Source organism: Lelliottia sp. JS-SCA-14 (genome assembly GCF_035593345.1).
In the GTDB taxonomy this organism is placed as follows: Bacteria; Pseudomonadota; Gammaproteobacteria; order Enterobacterales; family Enterobacteriaceae; genus Enterobacter; species Enterobacter wanjuensis.
Genome location: NZ_CP141606.1, coordinates 3,541,068 through 3,566,067 on the forward strand (window position 1 = coordinate 3,541,068; position 25,000 = coordinate 3,566,067).

26 protein-coding genes and 1 rRNA gene are annotated in these 25,000 nt (G+C 54.7%); 10 read left to right on the top strand and 17 right to left on the bottom strand.

Translation table 11 applies throughout. The features are described 5' to 3' along the window. Positions 1-104: 104 nt before the first annotated feature. The gene (locus U9O48_RS16490) at positions 105-953 is read left to right on the top strand and encodes a MurR/RpiR family transcriptional regulator (protein WP_285149774.1); all 849 of its coding nucleotides are present in this window, start codon (positions 105-107) and stop codon (positions 951-953) included. 56 nt (positions 954-1,009) lie between these two features. Beyond that, positions 1,010-1,270 (top strand): YfhL family 4Fe-4S dicluster ferredoxin, encoded by a 261-nt coding sequence (locus tag U9O48_RS16495; RefSeq protein WP_015960043.1) that lies wholly within the window; start codon positions 1,010-1,012, stop codon positions 1,268-1,270. Here the strand turns inward: U9O48_RS16495 and acpS are convergent. From acpS to rseD, 12 genes are all read right to left on the bottom strand, one after another. After that, entirely contained in the window at positions 1,267-1,647 is a 381-nt protein-coding gene (gene acpS / locus U9O48_RS16500) for a holo-ACP synthase (RefSeq protein WP_285146913.1), read from the bottom strand. The two genes, U9O48_RS16495 and acpS, sit on opposite strands and share 4 nt — an antisense overlap. Continuing rightward, positions 1,647-2,378, bottom strand: a complete 732-nt coding sequence (gene pdxJ, locus U9O48_RS16505) for a pyridoxine 5'-phosphate synthase (protein ID WP_285149773.1) — start codon at positions 2,376-2,378, stop codon at positions 1,647-1,649. Before pdxJ ends, acpS begins: the two co-directional genes overlap by 1 nt. A 27-nt stretch (positions 2,379-2,405) precedes the next feature. After that, positions 2,406-3,116 (bottom strand): DNA repair protein RecO, encoded by a 711-nt coding sequence (gene recO, locus U9O48_RS16510; RefSeq protein ID WP_285149772.1) that lies wholly within the window; start codon positions 3,114-3,116, stop codon positions 2,406-2,408. Between the two features lie 10 nt (positions 3,117-3,126). Further along, positions 3,127-4,032: a GTPase Era gene (era, locus tag U9O48_RS16515; RefSeq protein WP_282494156.1), complete on the bottom strand. Its 906-nt coding sequence runs from the start codon at positions 4,030-4,032 to the stop codon at positions 3,127-3,129. Next, positions 4,029-4,709, bottom strand: coding sequence for a ribonuclease III (rnc, locus tag U9O48_RS16520; RefSeq protein ID WP_095284345.1), 681 nt, complete (start codon positions 4,707-4,709; stop codon positions 4,029-4,031). The genes era and rnc overlap by 4 nt, the downstream gene beginning before the upstream one ends. A 221-nt stretch (positions 4,710-4,930) precedes the next feature. Next, positions 4,931-5,893 (bottom strand): signal peptidase I, encoded by a 963-nt coding sequence (lepB, locus tag U9O48_RS16525; RefSeq protein WP_282494155.1) that lies wholly within the window; start codon positions 5,891-5,893, stop codon positions 4,931-4,933. Positions 5,894-5,909: 16 nt separating this feature from the next. Further along, positions 5,910-7,709: a translation elongation factor 4 gene (gene lepA / locus U9O48_RS16530; RefSeq protein ID WP_282494154.1), complete on the bottom strand. Its 1,800-nt coding sequence runs from the start codon at positions 7,707-7,709 to the stop codon at positions 5,910-5,912. Between the two features lie 185 nt (positions 7,710-7,894). Further along, complete coding sequence (gene rseC / locus U9O48_RS16535) at positions 7,895-8,371, bottom strand: SoxR-reducing system protein RseC (protein ID WP_285149771.1); 477 nt, start codon at positions 8,369-8,371, stop codon at positions 7,895-7,897. Next, complete coding sequence (rseB, locus tag U9O48_RS16540; RefSeq protein WP_282494152.1) at positions 8,368-9,321, bottom strand: sigma-E factor regulatory protein RseB; 954 nt, start codon at positions 9,319-9,321, stop codon at positions 8,368-8,370. The genes rseC and rseB overlap by 4 nt, the downstream gene beginning before the upstream one ends. Further along, complete coding sequence (rseA, locus tag U9O48_RS16545; protein ID WP_095282945.1) at positions 9,321-9,974, bottom strand: anti-sigma-E factor RseA; 654 nt, start codon at positions 9,972-9,974, stop codon at positions 9,321-9,323. The genes rseB and rseA overlap by 1 nt, the downstream gene beginning before the upstream one ends. A gap of 31 nt (positions 9,975-10,005) precedes the next feature. Then, positions 10,006-10,581 carry an RNA polymerase sigma factor RpoE gene (rpoE, locus tag U9O48_RS16550; protein ID WP_095282946.1) on the bottom strand — a complete coding sequence of 192 codons (576 nt, stop codon included), beginning with the start codon at positions 10,579-10,581 and terminating at the stop codon, positions 10,006-10,008. Continuing rightward, positions 10,578-10,682: a rpoE leader peptide RseD gene (gene rseD, locus U9O48_RS16555; protein ID WP_228483504.1), complete on the bottom strand. Its 105-nt coding sequence runs from the start codon at positions 10,680-10,682 to the stop codon at positions 10,578-10,580. Before rseD ends, rpoE begins: the two co-directional genes overlap by 4 nt. Positions 10,683-11,005: 323 nt before the next feature. Here rseD and nadB point away from each other — a divergent pair, with 323 nt between their 5' ends. Next, a complete protein-coding gene (gene nadB, locus U9O48_RS16560) occupies positions 11,006-12,625 on the top strand; it encodes an L-aspartate oxidase (RefSeq protein WP_282494151.1) in 1,620 nt (539 codons plus the stop codon). Here the strand turns inward: nadB and trmN are convergent. Next, positions 12,610-13,347 carry a tRNA(1)(Val) (adenine(37)-N(6))-methyltransferase TrmN gene (trmN, locus tag U9O48_RS16565; protein WP_324722807.1) on the bottom strand — a complete coding sequence of 246 codons (738 nt, stop codon included), beginning with the start codon at positions 13,345-13,347 and terminating at the stop codon, positions 12,610-12,612. The two genes, nadB and trmN, sit on opposite strands and share 16 nt — an antisense overlap. 131 nt (positions 13,348-13,478) lie before the next feature. Between trmN and srmB the strand changes: the two genes are divergently transcribed. Continuing rightward, positions 13,479-14,810 (top strand): ATP-dependent RNA helicase SrmB, encoded by a 1,332-nt coding sequence (gene srmB / locus U9O48_RS16570; protein WP_285146921.1) that lies wholly within the window; start codon positions 13,479-13,481, stop codon positions 14,808-14,810. A 52-nt stretch (positions 14,811-14,862) separates the two neighbouring features. Here the strand turns inward: srmB and grcA are convergent, their stop codons facing one another. Then, a complete protein-coding gene (gene grcA / locus U9O48_RS16575) occupies positions 14,863-15,246 on the bottom strand; it encodes an autonomous glycyl radical cofactor GrcA (RefSeq protein ID WP_100779271.1) in 384 nt (127 codons plus the stop codon). Between the two features lie 314 nt (positions 15,247-15,560). Here grcA and ung point away from each other — a divergent pair, with 314 nt between their 5' ends. Next, positions 15,561-16,250, top strand: coding sequence for a uracil-DNA glycosylase (gene ung, locus U9O48_RS16580; RefSeq protein WP_282494198.1), 690 nt, complete (start codon positions 15,561-15,563; stop codon positions 16,248-16,250). Positions 16,251-16,336: 86 nt separating this feature from the next. On the opposite strand, the gene U9O48_RS16585 is transcribed toward ung, so the two are convergent. Continuing rightward, entirely contained in the window at positions 16,337-17,437 is a 1,101-nt protein-coding gene (locus tag U9O48_RS16585; RefSeq protein ID WP_282494148.1) for a tRNA/rRNA methyltransferase, read from the bottom strand. A gap of 206 nt (positions 17,438-17,643) precedes the next feature. On the opposite strand from U9O48_RS16585, the gene trxC reads away from it, so the two are divergent. The 5 genes from trxC (at position 17,644) to U9O48_RS16615 (ending at position 23,363) form a co-directional block, all read left to right on the top strand. Beyond that, the gene (gene trxC / locus U9O48_RS16590; protein ID WP_285146922.1) at positions 17,644-18,063 is read left to right on the top strand and encodes a thioredoxin TrxC; all 420 of its coding nucleotides are present in this window, start codon (positions 17,644-17,646) and stop codon (positions 18,061-18,063) included. A 69-nt stretch (positions 18,064-18,132) separates the two neighbouring features. Continuing rightward, positions 18,133-18,831, top strand: a complete 699-nt coding sequence (tapT, locus tag U9O48_RS16595) for a tRNA-uridine aminocarboxypropyltransferase (RefSeq protein WP_285146923.1) — start codon at positions 18,133-18,135, stop codon at positions 18,829-18,831. A gap of 35 nt (positions 18,832-18,866) precedes the next feature. Further along, complete coding sequence (locus tag U9O48_RS16600) at positions 18,867-21,530, top strand: bifunctional acetate--CoA ligase family protein/GNAT family N-acetyltransferase (RefSeq protein WP_285158647.1); 2,664 nt, start codon at positions 18,867-18,869, stop codon at positions 21,528-21,530. A gap of 110 nt (positions 21,531-21,640) precedes the next feature. Next, the gene (gene pssA / locus U9O48_RS16610) at positions 21,641-22,996 is read left to right on the top strand and encodes a CDP-diacylglycerol--serine O-phosphatidyltransferase (protein WP_285146925.1); all 1,356 of its coding nucleotides are present in this window, start codon (positions 21,641-21,643) and stop codon (positions 22,994-22,996) included. A 43-nt stretch (positions 22,997-23,039) separates the two neighbouring features. Continuing rightward, on the top strand, positions 23,040-23,363 hold the full coding sequence (locus tag U9O48_RS16615) for a YfiM family lipoprotein (RefSeq protein ID WP_282494144.1): 324 nt from the start codon (positions 23,040-23,042) through the stop codon (positions 23,361-23,363). On the opposite strand, the gene U9O48_RS16620 is transcribed toward U9O48_RS16615, so the two are convergent. Together U9O48_RS16620 and rrf are read right to left on the bottom strand one after the other, a co-directional pair. Then, entirely contained in the window at positions 23,360-24,655 is a 1,296-nt protein-coding gene (locus U9O48_RS16620) for an MFS transporter (protein WP_282494143.1), read from the bottom strand. The two genes, U9O48_RS16615 and U9O48_RS16620, sit on opposite strands and share 4 nt — an antisense overlap. 217 nt (positions 24,656-24,872) lie before the next feature. Next, positions 24,873-24,988: ribosomal RNA gene (gene rrf, locus U9O48_RS16625) — 5S ribosomal RNA — on the bottom strand. Between the last annotated feature and the right edge of the window lie 12 nt (positions 24,989-25,000).

Genomic DNA, 25,000 nt, shown 5'->3' on the forward strand with positions numbered 1-25,000 from the left:
AGGAATTTTTAATTCATATTAACCGTACTATAATGGAATATAAAATTCATTCAGGCGAGCAAAACTCTGTTTTGCAGCAGCAATCACATTTCGCCAGGAGGCGTATGAACTGTTTAATTCGTATTCGCCAGCGTTACGCGGGCTTTGCCCAGAGCGATAAAAAACTGGCGGACTTCCTGCTGGCGCAGCCCGATCGTGCGCGTCATCTGAGTTCTCAGCAGTTGGCCAGCGAGGCCGGTGTGAGTCAGTCGAGCGTGGTAAAGTTCGCCCAAAAGATTGGTTTTAAAGGTTTTCCGGCGCTGAAGCTGGCGATCAGCGAAGCGCTGGTCAACAACCCGAATCCGCAGTCTATGCCGCTGCACAACCAGATCCGCGGCGACGATCCGATGCGTCTGGTCGGCGAAAAACTGATCAAAGAGAACGTCACGGCGATGCACGCCACGCTGGATGTGAACAGTGAAGAGAAATTGCTGGAGAGCGTGGGGATGCTGCGCGCCGCGCGGCGGATCATTTTGACCGGCATTGGTGCGTCCGGGCTGGTGGCGCGTAACTTTGGCTGGAAGCTGACCAAAATCGGCTATAACGCGGTGGTTGAACAGGACATGCACGCCCTGCTCTCTACCGTGCAGGCTATGACGCCTGACGACCTGCTGTTAGCCATCTCCTACTCCGGGGAGCGTCGCGAGATCAATCTGGCGTCCGACGAGGCGCTGCGCGTTGGGGGGAAAATCCTCGCCATTACCGGCTTTACGCCGAATGCGCTGCAGCAGCGGGCTACGCGATGCCTGTACACCATCGCCGAGGAACAGGCCACCCGCAGCGCGGCCATTTCCTCCACCAGCGCGCAGATGATGCTGACGGATTTGCTGTTCGTGGCGCTGGTCCAGCAGGATCTTGAGCATGCGCCAGAGCGCATTCGTCACAGTGAGGAGCTGGTAAAAAAACTGGTCTGAACAGGGAATGAGCGTATAATGCCCGCCCTGTTTGTGATGTTTCTGAGATTTTCCTGATGGCGCTGTTAATCACCAAAAAATGCATCAATTGCGATATGTGCGAACCCGAATGCCCTAATGAGGCAATTTCGATGGGTGACAGCATCTATGAGATTAACAGCGACCGCTGCACCGAGTGCATCGGCCATTACGAAACGCCGACCTGCCAGAAAGTCTGCCCTATTCCCAATACCATTCTGAAAGATCCGGCGCACGCCGAATCAGAAGAACAGCTGTGGGATAAGTTCGTACTCATGCACCACGCGGACAAAGTCTAACTTTCAATGATTACCGTGGCGCAGGCGTAATGACGTTCGTCAGCCAGCGTAACGTGCATGTGATTCACACCGAGTTTTTCAGCCAGTTTTTGCGCCTCGCCCCATAACCGCAGACGGGGTTTGCCCAGCTCATCGTTAAACACTTCAAACTGATTAAACGCCAGTCCATTACGAATCCCGGTGCCGAACGCTTTTGCGGCGGCTTCTTTGACCGCAAAGCGCTTCGCCAGAAAACGCACCGGCTGTTGGTGCGCTTCCCAGATGGCCCATTCGTTGTCGCTGAGCACCCGTCTGGCAAGGCGATCGCCGCTACGGGCGATCACCGCTTCGATGCGGGAAATTTCAACGATATCCGTACCTAAGCCAAGAATCGCCATTACTGACGCGCTTCCAGCATCAGGCGTTTCATTTCGGCAACGGCCTCTTTCAGACCGCTCATCACTGCGCGCCCGATAATCGCATGGCCGATATTCAGCTCGTGCATTTCCGGAATTTCAGCGATCGCTTTGACGTTGTGATAGGTCAGACCGTGACCGGCGTTGACCTTCAGACCGAGGCTCGCCGCGTAGGTGGCCGCTTTGGCAATACGATCGAGCTCTTTGGCCTGGGTGGCTTCATCTTTCGCGTCCGCGTAACAGCCGGTGTGAATTTCGATGTACGGTGCACCGACGTCGGCTGCGGCTTTGATCTGCTCGAAATCAGCGTCAATAAACAGGGAGACCAGGATACCCGCATCGGCGAGGCATTTGCAGGCATCGGTCATTTTGTCACGCTGACCGGCGACATCCAGCCCGCCTTCGGTGGTCACTTCCTGACGTTTCTCTGGCACCAGGCAGCAGAAATGCGGCTGGGTTTCGCAGGCGATCGCCAGCATCTCTTCCGTCACCGCCATCTCCAGATTCATACGCGTATCCAGCGTCTGGCGCAGGATACGAACGTCGCGATCGGTGATGTGGCGGCGGTCTTCACGCAGATGAACGGTAATGCCGTCAGCGCCAGCCTGCTCGGCGATAAATGCCGCCTGAACCGGATCAGGATAAGCAGTGCCTCGCGCGTTACGCAGCGTGGCAATGTGATCGATGTTGACGCCTAACAGTAATTCAGCCATGACAATCCTCGGTTTTCTCATTGTTCGTTAACGCTTTGGCACAAACTGCCTGAATAATTCGCGACTCTTTAAAGGCTTACCACCAAGATACGGCTTGAGGGCAATTCGGGTAAAGCGTTTTGCCGCGCGTAAGGTATCCTGGTCAGGAAATTCTCGTTCATACAGCGCCCTGAGATGCCGCCCGGTGAACGTCGTGTTATCAATCACCACGCTGGCAATAAATCCCTTCTCTTCCCGATAGCGGTAGGTCATGGCGTCATCCACGGATTCGCCGCTCCCCGCGCAATGGAGAAAATCCACGCCATAGCCAAGATGGCCGAGCAGCGCCAGCTCGAAGCGACGTAATGCGGGTTCGGGCGTGCCCGTTGCGCCAGCCAGCGCCTGGATGCAGTGGAGATAATCGAAAAAGAGTTCAGAGAAGCGGGTTTCGTGTTCAAGAACACGGGAGATGAGTTCGTTGACGTACAGACCGCTATAGAGCGTGACACCCGACAGAGGAAGCGCCAGGGAGACGGCTTCGGCACTGCGCAGGGTTTTGACTTCACCGCGTCCACCGAAGCGAACCAGCAGCGGGGTGAAGGGTTGTAATGCCCCCTTCAGGTTAGAGCGTTTGGAGCGTGCGCCTTTTGCGACAAGGCGCACGCGACCCGATTCTTCCGTGAAGACGTCCAGCATCAGGCTGGTTTCGCTCCACGGACGGCTGTGCAAGACGAATGCGCGCTGCCAGCCTTCAGTCATGTTCGTTGTCTTATACGTCGTCGCCGTAACCGAGACTACGCAATGCGCGCTCGTCATCAGCCCAGCCGGATTTCACCTTCACCCACAGCTCAAGGTGAACCGGTGCTTCGAACATCTCCTGCATGTCTTTACGCGCTTCGATGCCGATGGTTTTGATTTTGGCGCCTTTGTTGCCGATCACCATCTTCTTCTGACCTTCACGCTCAACGAGGATCAGCCCGTTGATGTCGTAACCGCCGCGCTCGTTCGTCTGGAAACGTTCGATTTCCACAGTCACGGAGTACGGCAGTTCTGCCCCGAGGAAACGCATCAGTTTTTCACGGATGATTTCAGAGGCCATAAAGCGCTGGGAACGGTCGGTGATGTAATCTTCCGGGAAGTGATGAATCGCTTCCGGGAGATGTTTACGCACGATACCGGCGATGGTGTCGACGTTCATTCCCGTTTCTGCGGACAGCGGCACGATGTCGAGGAAGTTCATCTGGCTTGCAAGGAACTGCAGGTGCGGCAGCAGATCGGCTTTTTCCTGCACGTTGTCAACTTTGTTGACCGCAAGAATAACCGGCGATTTGCCGTCGCGCAGTTTGTTCAGCACCATCTCGTCGTCCGGCGTCCAGCGGGTGCCTTCAACCACGAAGATGATCAGTTCCACATCACCGATAGAGCTGCTCGCCGCTTTGTTCATCAGGCGGTTGATCGCGCGCTTCTCTTCCATATGCAGGCCTGGGGTATCGACGTAAATCGCCTGATATGGGCCTTCGGTATGAATACCGACGATACGGTGACGCGTGGTTTGCGCCTTACGGGACGTAATAGAAATTTTCTGCCCAAGCAGATTATTCAGCAGCGTTGATTTGCCAACGTTCGGACGTCCGACGATGGCAACAAAACCGCAGTAACTCTTTTCTTCGCTCATTCCAGCTCCAGCATTTTTAACGCCTGTTCGGCGGCAGCCTGTTCCGCCTTACGACGGCTTGAACCTGTGCCAACCACCGGTTCACTCAGGCCGCTAACCTGGCAATGGATGGTAAATTCCTGATCGTGTGCTTCGCCGCGAACCTGCACCACCAGATAGGATGGCAGAGGAAGGTGGCGACCCTGCAGATATTCCTGCAAACGAGTTTTAGGATCTTTTTGTTTATCGCCCGGGCTAATTTCGTCCAGACGCGTTTGATACCAGTTCAGAATGAGTTGCTCAACCGTCTGAATATCGCTGTCGAGGAAAACACCACCGATTAATGCTTCGACAGTATCCGCGAGGATAGATTCACGGCGAAAACCACCGCTTTTCAGTTCACCCGGCCCGAGTCGCAGGCATTCGCCCAGTTCAAACTCACGTGCAATTTCGGCAAGCGTATTGCCGCGCACCAGCGTGGCGCGCATACGGCTCATATCACCTTCATCCACACGAGGGAAGCGGTGATAAAGCGCGTTGGCGATCACGTAACTTAAAATGGAGTCACCCAGAAACTCGAGGCGCTCATTGTGTTTGCTGCTGGCACTGCGGTGGGTTAATGCCTGTTGCAACAACTCCTGATGCTGAAAAGTGTAGCCCAGCTTCCGTTGAAGCCGATTAATTACGATGGGGTTCATGCGATACCAGTAAATGAATGCGTCAAAAATGCAGCACACGAAACCGACCTGATAAGACCAACGCGGTTTCGTGTGCCGTGGCACTGAGTCAGCGCCAACCTTAAACTTCGGGGGAATATTCTATACACAACGACAGGGTATGTCGTTAGCCAGGAGAGATTATCTCTTAAATAATTCACGTAACCCTCATTTAAGAGGGTTACGTGTGCAAATATCAGGAATTAATGGATTGCGCCGATACGATTCAGACGAACACCGGTCGGCCACTCCCCTTCCTGCTTCTCGAAGCTCATCCAGATTGCGGTCGCTTTACCGACCAGATTGGCTTCCGGAACAAAGCCCCAGTAACGGCTGTCCGCGGAGTTATCGCGGTTATCACCCATCATAAAGTAATGTCCTGGCGGAACAATCCAGGTGGCGAGCTGCTGGCCTGGCTGCTGGTAGTACATACCCAGCTGATCCTGCGCGATCGGCACTGTCAAAATACGGTGCGTCACGTCGCCCAGGGTCTCTTTACGCTCAACCAGACGGATCCCGTTCTCTTTGGTTTCGCCTTTCGGCAGCTGGAAGAAACCGCTGGTCGCTTCCCCGCCGTTACGACGGGCAAAGGTCTGCACGAAGTCGCTTGGCTCAACGTTGGAGTAGGTGATCGGCAGCGCGTTTTCACACGCCGTACCGGAGCTACAGCCAGGCTGAACGGTCACTTCTTTCGCCACAGGATCGTAGCTCACTTTGTCGCCCGGCAAGCCGACGGCACGTTTGATGTAGTCCAGACGCGGATCTTCCGGGTATTTGAAGACCACGATATCGCCGCGTTTAGGATGACCAGTTTCGATGAGCGTTTTCTGGTAGATCGGATCTTTAATGCCGTAGGCAAATTTCTCGACCAGAATAAAATCGCCAATCAGAAGCGTTGGCATCATCGAACCGGACGGGATCTGGAAAGGTTCATAGATAAATGAACGCACCACCAGAACAATCGCCAGCACCGGGAAGACGGAAGCACCGGTTTCCAGCCAGCCCGGTTTCGGGCCGACTTTCTTCAGGGTTTTCGCATCCAGCTGTTCACCCGTCACAGACTGACGTTCGCGACGTTTCGGGGCAAAGATAAACTTATCCAGACACCACAACAGCCCCGTTACCAGGGTCGCAATGACCAGGATCAGGGCAAACATGTTCGCCATGCCAACTCCTTAAGGATTATTTTCCGTCTTTGCCCACGTGCAGAATGGCCAGGAACGCTTCCTGCGGCAGTTCGACGTTACCGACCTGCTTCATACGTTTCTTACCATCTTTCTGTTTCTGCAACAGTTTCTTCTTACGGCTGACGTCACCGCCGTAGCATTTCGCCAGGACGTTTTTACGCAGCTGTTTCACCGTTGAGCGGGCAATAATGTGGTTGCCAATGGCAGCCTGGATCGCGATATCAAATTGCTGACGCGGGATCAGCTCTTTCATTTTCTCGACCAGTTCGCGGCCACGGTACGGGGCGTTATCGTTATGGGTGATCAGCGCCAGCGCATCCACGCGATCGCCGTTGATCAGCACATCCACACGCACCATGTTGGACGCCTGGAAACGTTTGAAGTTGTAGTCCAGTGACGCATAGCCACGAGAGGTGGACTTCAGACGGTCGAAGAAGTCGAGCACCACTTCCGCCATCGGGATTTCATAGGTCAGCGCCACCTGGTTACCGTGGTAAACCATGTTGGTCTGCACGCCACGCTTCTCGATACAGAGCGTAATGACGTTACCGAGGAACTCCTGCGGCAGCAGCATGTGACATTCCGCGATTGGCTCACGCAGCTCTTCAATGTTGTTCAGTGGCGGCAGCTTGGACGGGCTATCGACATAGATAACCTCTTTGCTGGTGGTCTGAACTTCATACACTACGGTCGGTGCCGTGGTGATCAGATCCAGATCGTATTCACGCTCCAGACGTTCCTGAATGATCTCCATGTGCAGCAGACCCAGGAAGCCACAGCGGAAGCCGAAGCCCAGCGCGGTAGAGCTTTCTGGTTCATAGAACAGGGAAGCATCGTTCAGACTCAGCTTGCCAAGCGCGTCACGGAAGTTTTCATAATCGTCAGAGCTGACCGGGAACAGACCCGCATAAACCTGTGGCTTCACTTTTTTGAAGCCCGGGAGCGCTTTGTCTGCCGGATTACGTGCCTGAGTCAGAGTATCGCCCACTGGCGCGCCCAGAATGTCTTTGATCGCACATACCAGCCAGCCTACTTCGCCGCATTTCAGTTCGGTACGGTCAACCTGTTTCGGCGTGAAGATGCCCAGACGGTCAGCGTTGTATACCTGACCGGTACTCATCACTTTGATTTTGTCGCCTTTACGCATGGTGCCGTTTTTAATACGGACCAGGGAGACAACGCCAAGGTAGTTATCGAACCATGAGTCGATGATCAGTGCCTGCAGCGGCGCATCCGCGTCGCCTTCTGGTGCCGGGATATCACGCACCAGGCGTTCCAGCACATCAGGTACACCTACACCGGTTTTCGCGGAGCAGCGCACGGCATCAGCGGCATCGATGCCGACGATGTCTTCAATCTCTTCCGCTACGCGCTCAGGATCGGCGGCGGGCAGGTCGATTTTGTTCAGAACCGGCACCACTTCGAGATCCATTTCCATCGCGGTGTAGCAGTTCGCCAGGGTCTGAGCTTCTACGCCCTGCCCGGCATCGACCACCAGCAGCGCGCCTTCGCAGGCCGCCAGCGAACGAGAAACTTCATAGGAGAAGTCAACGTGGCCTGGGGTGTCGATGAAATTCAGTTGATAGGTTTCACCATCAAGGGCTTTGTAGTCGAGCGTCACGCTCTGCGCTTTGATGGTAATACCACGTTCGCGTTCCAGGTCCATGGAGTCCAGTACCTGGGCTTCCATTTCACGATCAGACAGGCCACCGCAAATCTGGATAATACGGTCAGACAGCGTCGACTTACCGTGGTCAATGTGAGCAATGATCGAAAAGTTACGTATGTTCTTCATATAGTTAAATAATTATGCCTTACGAATTCCTGGAGGCCGCTGTTCTTAGCCTGACGTTTTTCAGTGCGAAAACGCAGCATTCTACACTACATCTTCGTCACCAGGAAATGCTCTTCAAGCCAAGCATAGCGTCAAGGAAGGACGTTTTCTTTTCAGGGATGTAAATAAAGATAAAGCCCGATGAATTACCGGGCTTCTGAAGAGAGCGTTTCAACACGAAGCATGTCCGGCGGGAGCCCCACGCTGAGGATAATGGGCTGCCAGGCTTCTTTCTGTGCGAGCTTATGAGAAAAGCCGCGCGCCAGCATAAAACCGCCCACGCCACCGAGTGCTCCGCCGCTCATCGCCGCGAGATCGGTGCCAAACAGCATCTGGAAAATTCCGGCCACCACAAACAAGCCCACCAGCGGCGAGAGATACACCAGCATCGCGGAACCTAACAGGCTGCCTTCGGCAATGCCCAGCTCGACCTTTTGACCGACGGTCAACGGCTGTTCGCTCGGCACAGAGATCGTGTGCGATGTTTGCGGCCCTAACTTATTAAGCACGCGGCTGCCGCACCCTGCGCGGGAGGCGCAGCTGTTGCAAGACGCTTTCACGTCACAGCTCACCAGCGCGACGCCATTTTGCCATGAGACCACGGTGGCCCATTCTTTAATCATTGTGCGGTCCTGAATTTAATGCTGTCAGCAATGCGCTTCGCCGTTTGCGGGGGAAGTTCACCCACAATGGTGATCTCGGCGTTGTCGCGCACAGTGGTGCTCACGGTCCGACGGCCGGTGCGCAGCATTTGATCGCTACTGTTCGCCGTCGCGCGGTTGATATTCACCGAGAAGCTGAACAGGCCATCAGAATAGAGACGAGACTCAACCGGCGTTTCAATGGTCGGCAACTGGCGACGGCTGCTGGAGATTTCGCTGAACCCTTGCGGGATCCAGGATGGCACCCAGTTAAAATTCACCGTATCGCCCGCGGGTACTGACAGCAGCGGCGGTAGGCTCGCTTTCGCCAGATTCTGCATGCTGTTGCCCACCTGACCATCCACCGTGAAGGAGATGACGCGGAACTGTTCCAGCGTTTCGCCGTCACGATCAAGCAGATCGACGCGCATAGGGAGCTTGCTTTCCGCATCCATCCACACGATGTAGCTGTAACGCGTGCCGTCTCTCGCCACGACGCGAATCACTTCGCACAGCCGGTCCGCGATACGCGTGCGGCCAACGGAGATGAAATCGTAGTATGGGGACAGACGTTTAAAATCGGTATAGATGAGAGCCGGAAGCGAATCGACAATGTAATCACCATTGAGCGTAAACGGCTCAAGGCCTGGCTCGAAATAGCTGATTTCATTGCCGCGCTGAACAACTTCACGGCGCGGGCCGTCGAGTTGTAAAAGCTGGGCGAGCGGCTGGTTATCAAGTCGGGCATGGCGGTAGCGTAACGACTCTACACCCTGCTTGTTGATACTGATAAAGGCCAACTCGTAGTTGAGTGACTGGCTCGCCATATTCATCTGCTGCAACAACGCCCCGGACGATAAATCAGCCGAGGCGTTGGCAGAGAAGAACAGGCTACCCGCCACTAAGGACATGGCGCACCAAAGTTGCTTCATTACTGCGATTGCGTTCCTAAAGTTTGGTTTCCTGGCACTTGCACACCAGCCTGCTGGGTCTGTGCCTGCTCAAACTGGAGCTGCTCAGAGTGCAGACGACGCTGCAACTCATAGTCCTGCAGCATCGCATTAATGCGACGACGCTGTTCCTGAACCTGCTGTTGCTGGCCCGGGCTGACTGATGCATCGGCGGCTGGCACACCCAAACTAACCGGACTTGCTTTACCCATCATCGGCAGTGTGTTGAACACTGGCGCTTCAGGCTGCTGGTTAGCTTCTGATTGACCGTTATAGTGCTGGACGCCAACGATAACTGCAAGCGATACGCATGCAGCCACACCCATTTGGGTGAGTTGACTGGCCCACGGACGCACTTTTTTCCAGAATGGCATCTTCTGCCATTGATGCGGCGCAGGTTGGGCTTCAGGAATCAGCGGAGTGGTCTGATGTACAGGCTCGTTCTCAATTGCCGCCATTACGCGGGCAGAGATATCGAAATGGAGAACATCGCCCGTATCACCGCGCATAGAGTCGCGGATGAGATGGTAACTCTCCCAGGTCTTTTGCATCTCGGGAGAGTGAGAGAGCTCGTTGAGCAGCTCACTGTCCAGCGTTTCACCATCCATTAAAGCGGAAAGTTTTTCTTTCTGCATGCCTAATACCTTTTCCAGTATCCCGCTATCGTCAACGCCTGATAAGCGGTTGAACTTTATTATCAATAGCTTCTCGCGCACGGAAGATTCGCGAACGAACCGTTCCGACCGGACAATCCATGATAGCCGCTATCTCTTCATAGCTGAGTCCATCAAGCTCCCGCAAGGTAATTGCCATGCGTAAATCTTCCGGGAGTGCCTCGATCGTGCGAAAAACGATTTGTCTCAGTTCTTCTGACAACATTAAGTTCTCAGGGTTCGAAATTTCTTTCAACGCGCCGCCGCTTTCGAAGTTTTCAGCGTCAATGGCATCCACATCACTAGACGGCGGACGACGGCCCTGAGCGACCAGATAATTCTTTGCTGTATTGACTGCAATACGATACAGCCAGGTGTAAAAAGCACTATCTCCCCGGAAAGAATCCAGCGCACGATAGGCCTTTATAAAAGACTCTTGTACCACATCAGGAACGTCTCCTGACGGCACGTAGCGGGACACCAGACTCGCCACTTTATGCTGGTAGCGCACTACCAGTAAGTTAAAGGCTTTCTGATCTCCCTTCTGGACCCGTTCAACCAGGACCTGGTCCGTTAACTGCTCGCTCATCCGAGGTAATGTCTCCCCAAACCTAAATTCCACGCGTTATCGAAACGCCACTCTAAAAACACTGCAATGTGAGCAAGCACGAGGTTAGAGGGTCTATTCATCAATAAGTTCCGTTACGCGTTTGTTTTTGTCCATCGTGTCGCAGACTGTTCATTTTCTCTCATTATAAGTCTGTTAACGATACGTACCCAGTTTCTGATAAGAAATGGCATTTTTGCAGCCAGAAGAGTACCGCAACACAGGGTTTATTTCACCACATAATCTGAAGCTAACGATCTGCTTCGCAAAATATTTTCGTTCTTTTACGTGTTTTTTGAGCTTGCGTTTATGTTTAGGCTGCGCAACACCACTCAAAAAAACGTGCGATTCATCGCATTCGGGTGCTATTCTGGCCAAACACTGTTTAGTAAATTAAACAAACATCATGAACACAACTCCTGAACTGCATTGTGATGTACTGATTATCGGCAGCGGCGCGGCCGGGCTCTCTCTGGCGCTGCGACTTGCCTCGCATCAGAAAGTGATCGTCCTGAGCAAAGGGCCGATGAGCGAAGGCTCGACGTTCTACGCGCAAGGCGGCATCGCTGCGGTGTTTGATGAAACCGACAGCATTGCTTCGCACGTGGAAGATACGCTGATCGCGGGCGCGGGCATTGTCGATGAACACGCCGCGGAATTTGTCGCCAGCAACGCACGTCATTGCGTGCAGTGGCTAATCGACCAGGGCGTGCTGTTTGATACCCACGTTCAGCCCAATGGCGAAGAGGGATATCATCTCACTCGCGAAGGCGGCCATAGCCACCGGCGCATCCTGCATGCCGCCGATGCCACCGGCAAAGAAGTTGAAAACACGCTGGTCAGCAAAGCCTGCAACCATCCCAATATTCAGGTGCTAGAGCGCAGCAATGCGGTGGATCTGATCATCTCGGATAAAATTGGCCTGCCGGGCACGCGCCGCGTCGTCGGAGCCTGGGTCTGGAACCGCAATAAAGAGAAGGTCGAAACCTGCCGGGCGAAATCTGTGGTTCTGGCAACAGGTGGCGCTTCCAAGGTTTATCAGTACACGACGAATCCGGATATCTCCTCCGGGGACGGAATTGCGATGGCATGGCGTGCAGGTTGTCGCGTCGCCAATCTGGAGTTTAACCAGTTCCACCCAACCGCCCTCTTCCACCCGCAGGCGCGCAATTTCCTGCTGACGGAAGCCCTGCGGGGTGAAGGCGCGCATCTCAAGCGCCCTGACGGCACGCGTTTTATGCCTGACTTCGACGAGCGCGGCGAGCTTGCCCCGCGTGACATCGTGGCCCGCGCGATAGACCACGAGATGAAACGTCTCGGTGTCGACTGTATGTATCTCGATATCAGCCATAAGCCCGCGGATTTTGTGCGCCAGCACTTCCCGACGATCTATGAGAAATTGCTGGGCCTCGGGATCGATCTCACCAAAGAACCGGTGCCGATTGTGCCCGCCGCGCACTATACCTGCGGTGGCGTGATGGTGGACGATCATGGCCGTACTGATGTGGATGGCTTGTACGCTATCGGCGAGGTGAGCTACACCGGGCTGCATGGCGCGAACCGCATGGCGTCTAACTCGCTTCTGGAGTGTCTGGTTTACGGCTGGTCAGCCGCGGAAGATATTACCAAACGGATGCCGTACGCCCGTCAGGTGGATCAACTCCCTGCCTGGGATGAAAGCCGGGTGGATAATCCGGATGAGCTGGTCGTCATTCAGCACAACTGGCATGAGCTGAGACTCTTCATGTGGGATTACGTCGGGATCGTGCGCACCACGAAACGTCTGGAGCGCGCGCTGCGCCGGATTACGATGCTCCAGCAGGAGATTGACGAGTATTACGCCAATTTCCGCGTATCCAACAATCTGCTGGAGCTGCGCAATCTGGTGCAGGTGGCGGAGCTGATTGTTCGCTGCGCGATGATGCGCAAAGAGAGCCGGGGCCTGCATTACACGCTGGACTACCCCGATCAGCTGGCGGAATCCGGTCCATCGGTACTCGCCCCTCTCGCTCACATAAACAGATAAAATGCCTGGGTCAGCGCAGTGTAGGCTTCTGAGTAACACTGATCTGGCCCACGGATCACCATCCTGTCGCTGAAGCACTCGCCCTCTTTTGGCGAGAGCGCTAATAACACGCGGTGCGGGAGCCTGGCTTCGTTATCGGCAATGTCAGTGCGCAGGCGGAGGAACCAGCCCATCTCCAGCGCCTTTTTGATAAAAGCATTGCCGGTGCTTTCGGGCAGCACGACGCAAAAAAATCCCTCTTCTGAGATCAAATTCGCCGCGGTCATGAGCAGCGCCTGGTGATCCAGCGAGCCGGTGTAGCGTGCCTGGTTGCGTTCCGGCGTGGCGCATTCGACGCCCGGTTCAAAATAAGGTGGGTTGCTGACAATCAGATCGTAGCGCGCCGTTTGCTCAGGCGCCCAGGTAAGAATATCGGCGCACTCCACCTGGACACGAGACGCCCATGGGGATTCGACGGCATTCTCACTGGCCTGACTGGCAGCCTGCGCGTCGAGCTCGACCGCATCGATAGTGACATGCTGCTCCGTGCGCTGCGCCAGCATCAGCGCCAAAAGGCCGCTTCCTGCGCCAATATCCAAAATTCGCTTAACCTTCGCGACGGGCGCCCACGCACCCAGTAAGATACCGTCAGTACCGACTTTCATCGCACAGCGATCGTGAGCCACAAAAAACTGTTTAAACGTAAAACCATCGCGGCGCAGCTGCGCTTTGGGTTGAGACATGTCAAAGCAACCTTCTTAAATAAAACCGGATTAGCATAGGGGAAAGCGAAGTGGCGGAAAAGGGATATCCACAAACAGATGAAGATTGCAGCCATAACGTCTATAATCAGCGCCCCACACAGAGGTAGAACATGACTGTAACGACTTTTTCCGAACTTGAACTCGATGAGTGCCTGCTGGAAGCTCTCCAGAATAAAGGCTTCACACGCCCAACTGCCATCCAGGCGGCTGCTATTCCGCCTGCGTTAGAAGGCCGTGATGTACTCGGTTCTGCGCCGACAGGCACCGGTAAAACGGCGGCATATTTGCTGCCTGTCTTGCAGCATCTGATCGACTTTCCTCGCAAGAAATCTGGCCCACCGCGTATTCTGATCCTGACGCCGACACGTGAATTAGCCGTGCAGGTGGCAGAGCATGCGCGTGAACTGGCCGCTAATACGCATCTGGATATCGCCACCATCACCGGTGGTGTCGCCTATATGAACCACGCCGAAGTGTTCAGTGAGAACCAGGATATCGTGGTCGCGACAACCGGACGCCTGATGCAGTACATCAAAGAAGAAAACTTTGACTGCCGTGCGGTGGAAACGCTGATCCTCGATGAAGCAGACCGTATGCTGGAACTCGGTTTTGCGCAGGACATCGAACACATTGCGGGCGAAACGCGCTGGCGCAAACAGACGATGCTCTTCTCCGCCACCCTGGAAGGTGACGCGATCAAAGACTTCGCCGAGCGTCTGCTGAATGAGCCGGCTGAAGTATCAGCTACGCCGTCCACGCGTGAGCGCAAGAAGATCCACCAGTGGTATTACCGCGCCGATAACCTTGAGCACAAAGTCGAGCTGCTCAAGCACCTGCTGAAACAAGATGACACCACGCGTACCATCGTGTTTGTGCGTAAGCGCGAGCGTGTGCATGAGCTGGCGAATATGCTGCGTTCCGCAGGTATCGACAACTGCTATCTTGAAGGCGATATGCCCCAGGCGAAGCGTACCGAGGGGATTAAACGTCTGACCGAAGGTCGCGTCAACGTGCTGGTTGCCACTGACGTGGCGGCACGCGGTATCGACATCCCAGATGTCAGCCACGTTATTAACTTCGACATGCCGCGTACGGGCGACACCTATCTGCACCGTATCGGTCGTACCGGTCGTGCGGGCCGTAAAGGCACCGCGATTTCTCTGGTAGAAGCGCACGATTACATGCTGCTGCTGAAAGTGGGTCGTTACATCGAAGAGCCGGTGAAAGCCCGCGTCATTGATGAACTGCGTCCTACCACGCGTGCGCCGAGCGAGAAGATGACGGGTAAACCGTCCAAGAAAGTGCTCGCGAAACGTGCCGAGAAGAAAAAAGAAGAAGCGAAAGAGAAGCCGCGCGTGAAGAACCGCCATCGCGATGCCAAAAACATTGGCAAGCGTCGTAAGCCTAGCGGTACGCCGCCGACTTCACAAAACGAAGAGTAAAAAAAAGCCGGGTTCATCACCCGGCTTTTTATTTCCCCCAAAACCTCAAGCCTTACAGGCTTTCAGTAAAGGTACGTGCAATAACGTCACGCTGCTGTTCTGGAGTCAGAGAGTTGAAGCGTACCGCGTAGCCAGAAACACGAATGGTCAGCTGCGGATATTTTTCTGGGTTCTTCACCGCATCTTCCAGGGTTTCACGACGCAGAACGTTAACGTTCAGGTGCTGACCGCCTTCCACGCGAACTTCCGGCTGGATGTCCATTGGGATTTCACGGTATTCGATTTCGCCCAGTTTGTTAACCGGTACGATTTCGTCTTCAGCAAAACCGGCTTTCGCGACCACACAACGCGCTTCGCCTTTTTCGCTGTCCAGCAGCCAGAAAGAGTTCAGCAGATCGTCATTTGCAGCTTTAGTAATCTGGATACCTGTAATCATGTTATGCCTCCAGGGCTACATTAATTTATGGATGTCGGCCTCTCGCGGCCAATTGGTAAAACCATTGTTGCTTGAGTGTATATATATCAGCCGCCACCCCATGATTCTTTGATTTAAATCAACAAAAACCGCGACCACACAAAGTGTGTGGTTTGATTTTATTGTTTTATATCAATTTACGACCACCGCAAAACCGCTATTTTTTGAGTAATTCAAATTAAATTGAAAGACTTAGACGCAAATTTCGCGCGGAATTTTGCTCCCCTCTCTTAAAGGGTTAAGCTAGGCGCAATTGAGAGATGCAGGAGAGCATGATGACAACCCCTTTGACATGGCATGACGTGCTGGCAGATGAAAAGCAGCAGCCCTATTTTGTGAATACGCTCAGCACGGTCGCCACAGAGCGGCAATCCGGTCAGACGATCTATCCCCCGCAGAAAGATGTGTTTAACGCCTTTCGTTACACCGAACTGAATGATGTGAAAGTGGTGATCCTCGGTCAGGACCCTTACCACGGTCCGGGACAGGCGCATGGTCTGGCTTTCTCTGTACGTCCTGGGATTGCTACCCCGCCGTCGCTGCTGAATATGTATAAAGAGCTGGAAGGCTCGATGCCAGGGTTTACCCGTCCGGCGCATGGCTATCTTGAGAGCTGGGCGCGTCAGGGCGTGCTGCTGCTTAACACAGTGTTAACGGTTCGCGCGGGACAGGCACATTCTCATGCCAGCCTGGGCTGGGAAACCTTTACCGATAAAGTCATCAGCCTGATTAACGAACATTGTGAAGGAGTGGTGTTTTTACTCTGGGGCGCACATGCGCAGAAGAAAGGGGCGATCATTGATACTCAGCGTCATCACGTGCTGAAAGCGCCACACCCTTCGCCGCTGTCGGCTCACCGCGGATTCTTTGGCTGTAACCACTTTGTGCTGGCGAATGAATGGCTGGAAAAACGCAACGAAGCGCCGATTGACTGGATGCCCGTGTTACCGGCAGAAAGCGAATAACGATTAATCAATGAGTAGGCCGGATAAGGCGTAGCCGCCATCCGGCAAAATGCCCGGCAGCGAGATGCTAACCGGGCATATCAAAGCTAGGCTTTGTTCTGACGCCACCATTCAGCCAGCAGGACGCCGGTTGCAACGGATACGTTGAGGCTTTCTACCTTGCCTGTCCCGTCGATTGAGACGCTCAGGTCGGCAGTAGAGAGTGCCGCATCAGACAGACCATCACGTTCCTGACCCAGCACCAGCACCATCTTGCGCGGCAGCGTCGCTTTAAACAGCGGCGTACCTTTGTGGCTGGAGGTGGTCACGATAGAGTAACCCGCCTGGCGGAACTCTTCGATGGCATCCAGAACACTTTCGCCCGTAATCGGCTGTACGTGTTCCGCCCCACCTTCGGCAGTACGAATCGCCGCACCGGATTCGACAATCGCCGCATCCTGCAACAACACGCCTTTCACGCCGAAATGGGCACAGCTACGCATCATCGCACCCAGATTGTGAGGGTTACCCACATCTTCCAGCGCCAGCACGCAGTCATCGGCATCTGCCTGACTGACCCACTGCTGCACGGTGGTGCCGTTACGTTTTTTGATCAGGAAGCAGACGCCACCGTGATGCTCGGTACCGGAAGCTTTGGTCAGCTCCGCGTCGTCTACCACATGGTAGGCTTTGCGGTTCGCCGCCATCCAGCGCAGCGCTTCTTTGAAACGCGGCGTGACGCTCTGGATAAACCAGGCGCGAACGATGCATTCAGGACGGCTCTGGAACAGGGCCTGACAGGCGTTCTCGCCGTAGACACGGGTCTCTTCTGCGCGTTGACGACGCAGAACTTCCGGATCGATAAAGCTCTTACCACTGATTCCACCGTGATCGGCTTTTGCCGGTGCTTCTTCACCCGGTGCGCGGGAAACCGTGCGCCATGGGGATGCATCACGTGGGAAATCATCGCGTGGACGGTCGTCGCGACGGCGATCGTCACGCTTACGGTCATCACGTTTGCGGTCATCACCGCGGTTACTTCTGTTGTCATCGCGGGCGGGGCGACGGCCACCGTCTGCACGAGATGGACCCGGACGGCCCCCACCCTTTCCGGTACGCGGATTTTGGGTGCGTTTGTCAGAATCATCATCACTGCGGACATACATCACTTTGACCTTGCCGCTTTTATTCTTCAGTTCGTCGTTCATGCTTTTCTCCACCAGCGCTGCGCGAAGCGCGCAGATTACCCGATGTGTCAGCGCATAGCCATTATTTCATACAAAAGCCTGTGACTATTGTTCCCATTGAATAAAACGCATTGTCGTTTCAAACAACCTCAATGATAATGTGTAACATATCAGAAACATTATCGGCATTTTGCCGCTTTGTCCCACTGCTCTATCAGAGGTTAGTTATGAATACCGTATGTGCCAACTGCCAGGCCCTCAATCGCATTCCGGATGACCGAATTGATGATGGGGCGAAATGCGGGCGTTGCGGTCATGAGCTTTTCGATGGCGACGTGATTAACGCAACCGGCGAAACCCTCGATAAATTGCTGAAAGACGACCTGCCGGTCGTGGTGGATTTCTGGGCGCCCTGGTGCGGCCCATGCCGTAACTTTGCGCCTATATTTGAAGACGTCGCCGAAGAGCGCAGCGGGAAAATGCGCTTTGTGAAAGTGAACACCGAAGCGGAACGCGAACTGAGCACCCGATTCCGCATCCGCAGTATTCCGACCATCATGATTTTCAAGAAGGGTGAAGTCGTCGATATGCTTAATGGTGCCGTGCCAAAAGCGCCTTTTGAAAGCTGGCTGAACGAAACTCTCTGACATTCACGGGGCACCGCTTGTGCCCCGTTACTCCCTCTGCGAGAATGGCGTTTTTTCTGCGCCTCTTCCATGACTGATAACGCCGTACTTCAATTGCGCGCCGAACGCCTGGCGCGTGCGACCCGCCCCTTTCTTGCTCGTGGCAACCGCGTTCGCCGCTGTCAGCGCTGTCTTTTGCCGCAAAAGCAGTGCCTGTGTGACACCCTGACCACCAGCCACGCGCAAAGCCGTTTCTGCCTGGTGATGTTCGATACCGAGCCGATGAAGCCCAGCAATACCGGGCGTCTGATCGCCGACATTCTGCCGAATACCGCTGCGTTTCAGTGGTCGCGCACCGAGCCGCCGCAGGCGCTGCTCGATCTGGTTGCCAGCCCCGACTATCAGCCCATGGTGGTGTTTCCTGCATCTTATGCCGGTGAAAACCGCGAGGTGATTTCTGCGCCTGCGACAGGCAAACCGCCGCTGTTCATCATGCTGGATGGCACCTGGACCGAAGCGCGGAAAATGTTCCGCAAGAGCCCATATCTGGATGCGCTGCCGGTGATCTCCGTCGATCTGTCACGCGTTTCCGCCTATCGACTGCGCGAAGCCCATGCCGAGGGGCAATATTGTACGGCAGAAGTGGCGATCGCCCTGCTGGATCTGGCGCAGGATACGTCAGCCGCGACCGCACTGGGCAACCATTTTTCCTGCTTCCGCGAGCGCTATCTGGCAGGAAAACCCACACATCAGGCCAGCATCACAGCAGAAGAGCCGGAAAGCGTTTAAAATCATCAGGTCACTCGCGTTTACAGGAGACTTGTATGAGCCAGCGAGGGCTAGAAGCGCTACTCCGCCCTAAATCCATCGCCGTGATCGGTGCCTCCATGAAGCCCGATCGCGCGGGATATTTAATGATGCGCAACCTGCTGGCCGGTGGATTCAATGGCCCGGTCATGCCCGTCACCCCGGCGTATAAAGCCGTTCAGGGCGTGCTGGCGTGGCCTGACATACAAAGCCTGCCCTTCGTCCCCGATCTCGCCATCCTCTGTACTCATGCCAAACGCAACCTCACCCTGCTGGAAGCGCTGGGTGAGAAAGGGTGTAAAACCTGCATCATTCTCTCTTCGCCACCCGAACAGCAGGCAGAATTACTGGCCTGCGCGGGCCGGTATCAGATGCGCTTGCTTGGGCCTAACAGTCTGGGGCTTTTGGCTCCGTGGCAGGGATTGAACGCCAGTTTCTCTCCGGTACCGATTCGCAAAGGCAAACTGGCGTTTATCTCTCAGTCTGCCGCCGTGTCCAACACCATTCTCGACTGGGCGCAGCAGCGCGAAATGGGCTTTTCGTATTTCATCGCGCTGGGCGATAGCCTGGATATTGATGTCGATGAACTGCTCGATTTCCTGGCGCGCGACAGTAAAACCAGCGCGATCCTTTTGTACCTCGAACATCTGAGCGATGCGCGACGCTTTGTCTCCGCCGCGCGCAGCGCCTCGCGTAACAAGCCGATCCTGGTCATCAAAAGTGGCCGTAGTCCTGCGGCGCAGCGTTTGCTGCAATCCCACTCGGGCATGGACCCTGCCTGGGACGCCGCCATTCAACGCGCCGGTTTGCTGCGCGTTCAGGATACCCATGAGCTTTTCTCGGCGGTCGAAACGCTGAGCCATATGCGCCCATTGCGCGGTGAAAAGCTGATGATTGTCAGTAACGGCGCGGCACCGGCAGCGCTCGCTCTTGATGAACTGTGGTTACGCAACGGGAAACTCGCCACGCTCAGCGAAGAGACGCTGCAACATTTGCGTGACGCCCTGCCTGTGAGCGTGACGCCGGGGAATCCGCTGGATCTGCGGGACGATGCCAGCAGCGAGCGGTATATCAAGGCTATCTCGATACTGCTGGACAGCCAGGACATTGATGCCCTGATGGTGATCCATTCCCCCAGCGCCGCGGCGCCCGGCAGCCAGAGCGCACGCGCGCTGATCGATGCCGTTAAAAACCATCCGCGCGGAAAATATGTCACCCTGCTGACCAACTGGTGCGGGGAGTACTCCTCGCAGGAAGCTCGACGCCTGTTCAGCGAAGCGGGATTGCCGACCTACCGCACGCCGGAAGGGACTATCACCGCATTTATGCATATGGTGGAATACCGCAGGAACCAGAAACAACTGCGAGAAACCCCGGCGTTGCCCGATAATCTGGCGGCTAATGCGACCGAAGCCCACAATCTGCTGCGCCAGGCCATTGAAGACGGAGCGTCGTCGCTGGATACCCATGAGGTACAACCGATTCTGGATGCCTACGGCATGAAAACCTTGCCGACCTGGATCGCGAGTGACAGCGCCGAGGCGGTGCATATTGCCGAACAGATTGGTTATCCGGTGGCGCTGAAGCTCCGGTCGCCTGATATTCCACATAAGTCGGATGTACAGGGCGTGATGCTCTATTTGCGTACCGCGGCAGAAGTGCAGCAGGCTGCCGAGGCGATTTTCGATCGCGTCAAAATGGCCTGGCCGCAGGCGAGAGTCCATGGGCTTTTGGTCCAGAGCATGGCGAACCGCGCCGGGGCGCAGGAACTCAGAGTGGTTGTGGAGCACGACCCGGTCTTTGGCCCGTTGATTATGCTGGGAGAAGGCGGTGTGGAGTGGCGACCGGAAGAGCAGGCTGTTGTCGCGCTCCCGCCGCTGAACATGAATCTGGCGCGTTACCTGGTTATTCAGGCGATTAAGAGTAAAAAAATTCGCGGACGCAGCGCGCTCCAGCCTCTGGATATCGCCGGGCTGAGCCAGTTCCTGGTTCAGGTTTCAAACCTGATTGTCGATTGCGCTGAGATCCAGCGGCTGGATATCCATCCGCTTCTGGCGTCGGGCAATGAATTTATCGCCCTGGACGTGACGCTGGATATCGCGCCGTTTACGGGCGATCGCGAAAGCCGACTGGCGATCCGCCCCTATCCCCTTCAACTGGAAGAGTGGGTGGAGATGAAAAATGGCGAGCAGGTGCTGTTTCGCCCTATCCTGCCCGAAGATGAGCCGCAGCTGCGGGCCTTCATCGCGCAAGTCACGAAGGAAGATTTGTACTATCGCTACTTCAGTGAAATCAGCGAATTTACCCATGATGATTTAGCCAATATGACCCAGATCGACTACGATCGGGAAATGGCATTTGTTGCCGTTCGCCATCGTGATGAAGGCGACGAGATCCTTGGGGTCACGCGGGCGATTTCCGATCCTGACAATGTGGATGCGGAATTTGCCGTGCTGGTTCGCTCCGATCTAAAAGGTCTTGGACTTGGGCGGAGATTGCTGGAAAAACTGATTGGCTATACCCGAGATCACGGTTTGCTCTGCCTGAATGGCATTACTATGCCCCATAACCGCGGCATGATTACTCTGGCGCGCAAACTCGGATTCGACGTGGATATTCAGCTGGACGAAGGGATTGTCGCCCTCTCGCTCCGTCTGGCATCGATGTCAACCCAGGAGTAAGGTACTGGAAATGTTGACCACTTTAGCAAGTACTGGTGGTATCATTGTCCGCTTATGTTGTCTGCAGATGCCAGATAACCCTTCAATGAACAGAGAAGATACGCACTGTGATGTTGTCAAAATTTAAGCGTAACAAACATCAACAACACCTTGCTCAACTACCGAAGATTTCTCAGTCAGTTGATGATGTCGAGTTCTTTTACGCTCCCGCCCATTTCAGGGAGACGCTTCTGGAAAAGATTGCGAGTGCCACACAACGTATTTGTATTGTGGCGCTTTATCTTGAACAGGATGAAGGTGGACGCGCGATTTTAAACGCGGTCTATGAAGCTAAACGCCAGCGCCCGGAACTGGACGTTCGTATCCTGGTTGACTGGCATCGTGCGCAACGCGGTCGAATTGGTGCGGCAGCGTCCAATACCAATGCGGACTGGTACTGCCGTATGGCGCAGGAAAACCCGAGCGTCGACGTGCGCGTTTACGGTGTACCCGTCAACACGCGTGAAGCCCTTGGCGTTCTGCATTTCAAAGGTTTCATCATTGATGACAGCGTCCTTTACAGCGGTGCGAGCCTCAATGACGTCTACCTGCATCAGCTCGATAAGTATCGCTATGACCGTTACCATCTGATCCGCAATGCGCAGATGGCGGACATCATGTTCAACTGGGTGGACCAAAACCTGGTGCATGGTCGTGGCGTGAATCGCCTTGACGATCCTCATCGTCCAAAAAGCCCGGAAATCAAAAACGATATCCGTCTGTTCCGCCAGGAACTGCGCGATGCGGTTTATCATTTCCAGGGGGATGCGGATAACGAACAGCTCTCCGTGACACCTTTAGTCGGCCTGGGCAAATCCAGCCTGCTGAATAAGACCATCTACCATCTGATGCCGTGCGCAGAGCAGAAGCTGACAATCTGTACGCCGTACTTCAACTTACCGGCGATACTGGTCCGCAATATTATTCAGCTGCTGCGCGATGGTAAAAAAGTCGAAATCATCGTCGGGGACAAAACCGCTAACGACTTCTTCATCCCTGAAGATCAGCCGTTTAAGATCATCGGTGCGCTGCCGTACTTGTATGAGATCAACCTCCGTCGTTTCCTGAGCCGCCTGCAGTATTACGTTAATACCGACCAACTGGTAGTGCGCCTCTGGAAAGATGAGGACAACAGCTATCACCTGAAAGGGATGTGGGTTGACGATGACTGGATGCTGCTGACCGGGAATAACCTCAACCCGCGCGCCTGGCGTCTGGATCTGGAAAACGCCATTCTGATCCACGATCCTCGGCATGAGCTTTCGGCCCAGCGCGAGCGTGAGCTCGAATTGATTCGTACCCATACGACGACCGTGCGTCACTACCGCGATTTGCAGAGCATTGCCGATTATCCGGTGAAAGTGCGTAAGCTTATCCGCCGGTTACGTCGTATTCGTATCGACCGCCTCATCAGCCGTATTCTGTAACGAACCAGCCCTGTCATCGACGGGGCTTTTTTTGGAGTCCGTTATGCGAATCTTCCTCCTGCTCTCTCCCCTCTTGCTTTCAGGTTGCAGCCATATGGCCAACGACAGCTGGCAAGGTCAGGATAAGGCCCAGCACTTTATCGCCTCGGCAATGCTCTCTGCCGCCGGGAATGAAGTCGCACAACATCAGGGCTATAGCCGCGATCGTAGCGCCGTTTACGGGTTCATGTTCTCTGTCAGTCTTGGCGCGTCAAAAGAGTTATGGGATAGCCGCCCTGCGGGGAGCGGCTGGAGCTGGAAAGATTTTGCCTGGGATGTCGCAGGTGCCACAACCGGCTATGCGGTGTGGCAACTGGCTCACTATTAAAGACGGATCCCTTTCCCTCTGCGGTGTAGCATCAGGGAGACAATAAATGCGAGCACGCCCATCACAGTGACGTACCAGAAGAAGGTGCTTTCACTGCCGACCGACTTCAGTGTTAGCGCGACATATTCCGCCGAGCCGCCAAAGAGTGCATTCGCCACAGCATAAGACAATCCCACACCTAGCGCACGGACCTGAGCGGGGAACATTTCTGCTTTTAATATTCCGCTGATCGAGGTGTAAAAACTGACGATCACCATCGCCACCATGACGAGTGCGAAAGCGGCATAGGGAGAGGAAACGTGTTGCAGCGCGGTCAGGATTGGGACAGTACAAAGGGCAGATAATCCGCCAAAGATAAGCATTGATGTCCGCCGCCCAATTCTGTCTGACAGCGCACCGATCAATGGCTGAATGAGCATAAACACAAACAGTGCGGCAGTCATAACAACACTGGCCACATTCGCGTGCATCCCGGTGGTGTTGACCAGATACTTCTGCATGTAGGTTGTGAAGGTGTAGAAACTCAGGGAACCGCCAGCGGTAAACCCTAATACCATCACAAAGGCTTTCCGGTTACGCCATAATCCTTTCAACGATCCGGCCTCTTTCAGTGCCCTCACCTCTTTTTGCGAGGTTTCATCCAGTTGACGACGCAGCCACAAGGCGACGACAGCCAGAACGGCCCCCATCGCGAACGGAATTCGCCATCCCCAGGCATGTAACTGTTCATCGGTCAGGATTTGCTGCAGAACAACGACCACCAGAATGGCCAGCAGTTGTCCGCCGATCAAAGTGACATACTGGAAGGAGGCGTAAAAACCTTTACGCCCTTCAACGGCGACCTCACTCATGTACGTCGCGCTTGTACCGTATTCGCCACCGACGGAGAGCCCCTGGAACAAACGAGCCAAAAGCAACAGTGCGGGTGCCCACGTACCGATAGTGTCATAACCTGGCAGACAGGCGATCACCAGCGATCCCAGACACATCATGCAAACGGAGATCAGCATGGAGGTTTTACGCCCCTGCCGGTCTGCAATACGGCCAAACAGCCAGCCACCAATCGGGCGCATCAGGAATCCGGCAGCAAATACCCCTGCGGTTTGCAGCAACTGAGTCGTGGTGTTTCCGGACGGGAAAAAGATATGGGCAAAATAGAGGGAACAAAATGAGTAAACGTAGAAGTCGAACCACTCGACCAGATTACCCGATGAGGCACTGACGATCGCCCATACCCTGCGTCGGGTATCACTGTCAGCCAGCGTCCCGTTCGATGTGATGCTTTCGGCCATTTTACTGTGCTCCTGCCATAAGACTTAAGCGTGTTGGGCGCTGAATGCCCCAATCATTTAGTAAATGAAATGTTATATTTTTGTTATATTTAACATTGTGATTTACGTCGCACATTTACTTAGCAGGATAAGCGATTAGGAGGAGTTCGAGAAATGGTGTTTAACGACAAAAACGCGAAAAGGCCATCCTTTCGGATGGCCTCTTCACTTAATTGATGCCTGGCAGTTCCCTACTCTCACATGGGGAGACCCCACACTACCATCGGCGCTACGGCGTTTCACTTCTGAGTTCGGCATGGGGTCAGGTGGGACCACCGCGCTAAAGCCGCCAGGCAAATTCTGTTT